General features: G+C 68.3%; 4 protein-coding genes. 1 reads left to right on the top strand and 3 read right to left on the bottom strand.

The annotated features are described in order from the left end of the window. Window positions 1-312: 312 nt before the first annotated feature. Window positions 313-3,123: a phosphoenolpyruvate carboxylase gene (gene ppc / locus ACFQ50_RS05485; protein ID WP_377994507.1), complete on the top strand. Its 2,811-nt coding sequence runs from the start codon at window positions 313-315 to the stop codon at window positions 3,121-3,123. A gap of 290 nt (window positions 3,124-3,413) precedes the next feature. Here the strand turns inward: ppc and ACFQ50_RS05490 are convergent, their stop codons facing one another. From ACFQ50_RS05490 to ACFQ50_RS05500, 3 genes are read right to left on the bottom strand one after another with little or no spacing between them, the layout of a single operon-like run. Next, complete coding sequence (locus ACFQ50_RS05490) at window positions 3,414-4,226, bottom strand: ABC transporter ATP-binding protein (RefSeq protein WP_377994508.1); 813 nt, start codon at window positions 4,224-4,226, stop codon at window positions 3,414-3,416. After that, window positions 4,219-5,346 (bottom strand): FecCD family ABC transporter permease, encoded by a 1,128-nt coding sequence (locus tag ACFQ50_RS05495; protein WP_377994510.1) that lies wholly within the window; start codon window positions 5,344-5,346, stop codon window positions 4,219-4,221. Before ACFQ50_RS05495 ends, ACFQ50_RS05490 begins: the two co-directional genes overlap by 8 nt. After that, the gene (locus tag ACFQ50_RS05500) at window positions 5,339-6,472 is read right to left on the bottom strand and encodes an ABC transporter substrate-binding protein (protein WP_377994512.1); all 1,134 of its coding nucleotides are present in this window, start codon (window positions 6,470-6,472) and stop codon (window positions 5,339-5,341) included. The genes ACFQ50_RS05495 and ACFQ50_RS05500 overlap by 8 nt, the downstream gene beginning before the upstream one ends. Between the last annotated feature and the right edge of the window lie 103 nt (window positions 6,473-6,575).

Genomic DNA, 6,575 nt, shown 5'->3' on the forward strand with positions numbered 1-6,575 from the left:
GCTTCATTCCGGACGCCGGATTCCGGCGCCAGTGCGTTGCCGGGAGGTTGCCGGAACCCGCGCACTGCCGCCGGACGCGCGGCCGGCGTAGCCTAGGTGAAGGGCCCTATTCCCGCCGGATCCGGGGCCATGTCGCAGATGGAGCGTCCTAAATACAGCGACCGGCCGCTCCGGTTCAAGGGCCCGACGGTATCTGAGACATATTCCCGGGGTTCGGCCGGCTGCGGGTAACATCCCATAGGAACAGTAACCCGGCTCACAGTATCCAGCGCAGTGTACGAGCCAAAGTCAAACACTCGAAAGATAGTTTCCATGGCTGACACTGCAATGAATTCCGAAACAGATCTCGCCGCCGAACTCCGCGCCGACGTACGCCGGGTCTCCACCCTGCTGGGCGAATCCCTGGTCCGCCAGCACGGCCCCGAACTCCTTGACCTCGTGGAGCAGGTGCGCCTGCTGACGAAGGAATCCAAGGAAGCCGCCCGGGGCGGCGCGGATGCCACCGGCCCGTGGAGCGCGCACGACGTCGTCGCCCAGGTCCGCGAACTGCTCGCCTCCCTGCCGCTCGAGCAGGCGACCGACCTGGTCCGCGCCTTCGCCTTCTACTTCCACCTCGCCAACGCCGCCGAGCAGGTCCACCGGGTCCGCCGGCTGCGCACCCGGCAGGAGAAAGACGGCTGGCTGGCCAAGGCTGTCGAGGACATCGCGGGGCAGGCCGGCCCGGCGGTGCTGCAGGAGGTCGTCAACGAACTGGATGTGCGCCCGATCTTCACCGCGCACCCCACCGAGGCCTCCCGCCGTTCCGTGCTGGACAAGATCCGCAAGCTCTCGGACGTGCTGGCCCAGCCCACCGAGGAGGGCACCAGCGCCCGGCGCCGGCAGGACCGCCAGCTGTCCGAAATGATCGACCAGATGTGGCAGACGGACGAACTGCGCCAGGTCCGGCCCACTCCGGTGGACGAGGCCCGCAACGCCATCTACTACCTCAACAGCATCCTGACGGACGCACTGCCGGAGATGCTCACGGAATTCTCGGAACTCCTCGGCGAGCACGGCGTTGCGCTGCCGGCCCAGAACGCCCCGATCCGGTTTGGTTCCTGGATCGGCGGTGACCGCGACGGCAACCCCAACGTCACCGCGGCCGTGACCCATGAGATCCTCCAGCTCCAGAACCAGAACGCGGTGCGGATCAGCATCGCCATGCTCGACGAGCTCATCTCGATCCTGTCCAACTCCACGGCCCTCGCCGGCGCGGACCAAGCACTGCTCGACTCGATCGACGCCGACCTCGCGAAACTGCCCGGCCTGGACCGCCGCATCCTGGAACTTAACGCCCAGGAGCCCTACCGGCTGAAGCTGACCTGCATCAAGGCCAAGCTCATCAACACCGGCAAGCGGGTCGCCTCCGAATCCAAGCACCAGCCGGGCCGCGACTACACCTCCACCGAGGAGCTCATCGGCGAACTCGAGCTGCTGGAACTGTCCCTGCGCAACCACTCGGCGTCCCTCGTGGCCGACGGCGCGCTGGCCCGGGTCCGCCGCGCCATCGCGTCCTTCGGCCTCCACCTGGCCACCCTCGACATCCGCGAGCACGCAGACCACCACCACGACGCGGTCGGACAGCTCATGGACCGTCTCGGCGGTCCTGGCATCCGGTATGCCGAACTGACCCGGGAAGAGCGGCTCGAGGTGCTGAGCGCCGAACTCGCCTCCCGCCGTCCGCTGTCCGGACACCCGATCAGGCTCGACGGCGCCGCTGACGGCACGTACGACGTCTTCCGGGAGATCCGCCGCGCCCTGCGCACCTACGGCCCGGACGTCATCGAAACCTACATCATCTCCATGACCCGCGGCGCCGACGACGTCCTGGCCGCCGCCGTCCTGGCGCGCGAGGCCGGACTGGTCAGCCTTTTCGGAGATGCCCCCTACGCCAAGATCGGCTTCGCGCCGCTGCTGGAAACCGTCGAGGAGCTGCGCGCCTCGGCGGAGATCGTCGACCAGTTGCTGTCCGATCCGTCCTACCGCGAGCTGGTCCGGCTGCGCGGGGACGTCCAAGAAGTCATGCTCGGCTACTCAGACTCCAACAAGGAATCCGGCGTGATGACCAGCCAGTGGGAAATCCACAAAACCCAGCGCAAGCTGCGCGATATCGCCACCAAGCACGGGGTCCGAGTGCGCCTGTTCCACGGCCGCGGCGGTTCCGTGGGCCGCGGCGGCGGACCCACCTACGACGCCATCATGGCGCAGCCGAACGGTGTCCTCGAAGGTGAAATCAAGTTCACCGAACAGGGCGAGGTCATCTCCGACAAGTACTCCCTGCCGGAGCTGGCCCGCGAAAACCTTGAGCTGTCCCTCGCCGCCGTGCTGCAGGGGTCCGCGCTGCACCGCACGCCGCGCACCTCGGACGACCAGCGCGAGCGGTTCGGCCACGTCATGGAGACCATCTCCGACGCCGCGTTTGCCCGCTACCGCGGCCTCATCGACCACCCGGACCTGCCGGCGTACTTCCTGGCCTCGACGCCGGTGGAGCAGCTTGGTTCGCTGAACATCGGCTCCCGCCCGTCCAAGCGACCGGACTCCGGTGCGGGGCTGGGTGGCCTGCGCGCCATCCCGTGGGTGTTCGGCTGGACCCAGTCGCGGCAGATCGTGCCGGGCTGGTTCGGCGTCGGCTCCGGGCTGAAGGCGGCACGGGAAGCAGGCAACTCTGCCCAGCTCGTGGAGATGATGCACGGCTGGCACTTCTTCCGCTCGGTGCTGTCCAACGTGGAGATGACCCTCGCCAAGACGGATATGGAGATTGCCGGATACTACGTTGACACCCTGGTCCCGGAGGAGCTGCACCACCTCTTCCGTGCGATCCGGGACGAATACGAACTTACCGTGGCCGAGATTCAGAACCTCACCGGCGAGATCGTGCTCCTGGACGCCCAGCCCACGCTCAAACGGTCCCTGGAAATCCGCGACCAGTACCTCGACCCGATCAGCTACCTCCAGGTGGAATTGCTTCGCCGCGTGCGGGCAGAAGGTGCCAGCATTTCCGGTGGCGAGATCGACGAGCGCCTGCAGCGTGCCATGCTCATCACCGTCAACGGTGTGGCAGCCGGCCTCCGCAACACGGGGTAACCACTCAACGCTCCCTCATGTCCCGCAGGTTTTTCCCGGACGCTTCCTCACGTTTGGTTGGGTTGTTCCGGACGCTTCCTCACGTTTGGTTGGGTCGTCCCGGACGCTTCCTGACGCCGTGCGGGAGTGCTTGTGGATTCGGGCGGCAGGATCTGCGGAAGCGTCTGGTTCGGGCGGCGGGATCTTCGGAAGCGTCTGGTTCGAGGCGGCAGGATCTGCGGGGGCATCGGTGAAAAGCCTGCAGGACGTGAGGAATCGTTGGTGGAATGGGTGCGAAAGGTGAGGAAGCGTCAACTGCCGTAGTGCACCACGATGGTCCGGCGGGTCGTCCTGTTAGCGGTGTCGGGGGAATTGGCCGAGACGGGGGACTTAGCGGAGCCTGGGGGAACGGGCGAGCCGGGGCCGCCGTCGGAGTAGGCCACGGTGCTCACCCGCACCCCGTAGAGGGCTGACAGCTGGGCGTCGGTCAGGAGCTCCGCGGCCGGGCCTGTCCGCACGCCCGAGCGGCCCAGCAGGACCACGCGGTCGGCAAGGTGCAGGGCGTGGTCGGGATGGTGGGTGCTCAGGAGCAGGGCCATGCCGCCGGCCATCAGTTCACGCAGCAGCGTCAGGACGCGGGCCTGGTTCTTGAGGTCCAGGCCGGTGGCGGGCTCGTCCAGCACCAGGATGGGCGAGCCAGCGGCTATCGCCCGGGCGATCAGGATCAGCTGCTGCTCGCCGCCGCTGAGGGTGGGAAAACGCCGGTCCCGCAGCCCGGCCGCGCCCACCCGCTCCATCGCCTCGAGCGCTGCGTCATGGTCGGAGGGCCCGGGCGTCCGGAACACGCCAACGTGCCGTGCCCGCCCCATCAGGACCATGTCCAGCGCCCGGTAGGCAAAGGCGCTGCCGTGGGCCTGCGGCACGTAGCCCGCGCTTTCACTCCGCCGGACGGTTCCCTCCTGCGGTTCCAGCAACCCGGCGGCGCAACGCACCAGCGTGGTCTTGCCGCTCCCGTTGGGACCCAGCACGGCGGTGGCCGTTCCCGGCGGCACGCGGAAGCTGACGCCGCGGAACACCCAGTCCCGGGACGGGTAACCGAAGCCCACGCCGTCGAGTTCAAGCACTGTCCCAGACCTTCTCCCGGTTCCGGCGCAGGAGCAGGAAGAACACCGGCGCGCCGATCAGGGCGGTGAGGACGCCGAGCGGGATCTCCCCGGCGGTGGCGGTGCGGGCGATGGTGTCCACCAGGACGATATAGGCCCCGCCGAGCAGGAAGGAAACGGGCAGCAGGACGCGGTGGTCCGGTCCCACCCACATCCGGGCAAGGTGCGGGATCACCAGGCCCACCCAGCTGACGGCGCCGCTGACCGCCACGGCCCCGGCCACGATCAGTGCCACGGCCACCAGCACCACCCACCGGAGCGGGCGGGGGCGTACCCCCAGGGCGGCCGCGTCCTCGTCGCCGAGGGACAGCACGTTGATCCGCCACCGCAGCGCCACGAGGACGGCGGCTCCGCCCAGCACGGGGACCAGGGCTACCGCGACTTTGGCGAAGGTGGCTGAGGAGACGCTGCCCAGCAGCCAGAAGACGATGGCGGGCAGCGTGGTGTTGGGGTCCGCGATGTAGGTCACGAGGGCGACCAGAGCCGAAAAGAAGGATCCCGTGACCACCCCGCCGAGCACGACCATAAGCATCGGCGTCCCCGCGCGGCCGGATGTGATCAGGAACAGGGTCCCGAGGGCCAGCAGCCCGCAGGCAAAGGAGCCGCCCACCAGAAGAAACGAACCGAGGCCGAGCAGCAGGGCCAGGGCACCGCCGAACGACGCACCCGCGGAGACCCCGATGATCTCTGGGCTGACCAGGGGGTTGCGGAAAATCGCCTGCAGCGCGGCGCCGCCGATTGCCAGGCCGCCGCCCACCAGCAAGGCGAGCAGGACCCGGGGCAGCCGGACCAGCAGCACCACGTTCTGTTCGGTCCCGCTGGCTTGGACCGGGATCGGGGCGAGTTGCCCGGCCAGGATCTGGACCACGTGGTCCAGGGGCACGCTGTACCGGCCCACGGCCAGGGCCAGCACCGCCACCGCGGCAAGGAAGCAGGCAGTCAAGGCGATGGGGAGAACGACGGCGGGTTCCCGCCGTCGTTCTCCCGTTCCGGCGGCGGCAGCGGGGCCTGCCCGCGGCAGTGCCGGCGGCGCGGTCCGCAGCCGCCTGCCCAGGCGCGGGGAACCGGCCTCATCAAGCATTGAACTGCCGGTAGTTGGCGGACTGCCCGTTCTCCGCGGTCCAGAGAATCTTGTCCAGTTCTTTGGCCGTGAGCTCGTGGTTGTACAGGAACCTGAAGTATTCGGAAGCCTTGTCCCGCACCGCCGACTTCTCCCGGGGAAAGGCGATGTCGCCCAGCCAGTGCCACATGAGCGCCGACTCCTGCCCGGGCGGATCCCAGCGGTAGCCACCCAGCGGGACCTTGTAGACACGCTTGGCGCGGACCGCGGACACGTTCTGCCACACCGGGTCCGAGTAGATGTCCTGCGGCATTGCGGCGTCGAAGTTGCCCAGCAGGATCACCTCGGGATCCCAGCGCAGGACCTGCTCGATGTCCACGCCCACCATGCCGGTACCGGTCAGCGGATCCTTGCTGGTGGGCGGGTTGGAGCCGCCCACCAGCTTGATGTAGAAGTCGTTGTAGCTCTTGGCGCCGGCAACCTTGAGTCCGCCGGTGAAGCGGTTGAAGTACAGGATGCTCGGCCCTTTGGACGCGCGCCCGGCCGCCAGGGATTTGACCTCGGCAAGCTCGCGGTCGCTGCGGGTTTTGAGTTCGGTGGCACGTTCTGGCTTGCCGAGCATGGCGGCGAACATGGCCACCCACGCGTCCACGTCCTCCTGTGTGCCGGAGTTCTTCAACCCCAGGACCTGGAGTCCCGCCTTCTCCAGGGGCTCGATGAGCTGCGCGTCCGACCATTGGACCACCACATCCGGGTTGAGGGCCCGGATGCTTTCAACGTTTGCGGTGAAGTCCTGGGTGGCGATGTCGTGCGGCAGGTCCAGGGCGGCGGGAAACATGGTGCCCATGATGCCGTCGCGCATGGCCACCCAGGAGGCGTTGTGCATGGCCGCGAGGTGGTCGGCGCTGCGGTCGACGGCCACCAGCAGGGACGCCGACGGCATTGGAATGGTCACCACCCGGGCCACCGGCCGGGCGAAGGTCAGGGTCCTGCCGCGCTGGTCTGTGAGGCTGATGCTGTTGGTGCCGCCCGGAGAGGACGACGGCGGGGCGGTGCCGGATGCGCCGCATCCGGCCAGCAGGGCGGCGGAGCCGCCTGCCATGAGCACCTGTAGGGCGGCGCGGCGGTTTAGGTCTGCAGCTGTCATCGTTGACTCCCTGCGAGTGGGTCTTCACAGCATCCGCTTCACGGGCAGGGCTGTCAACGCCTTCGCCGGCGTTCCGGGAATTGCCGACGGCGGGCCGTCCCTA

Source organism: Arthrobacter sp. NPDC056493 (assembly GCF_042795115.1).
Taxonomy (GTDB): domain Bacteria; phylum Actinomycetota; class Actinomycetes; order Actinomycetales; family Micrococcaceae; genus Arthrobacter.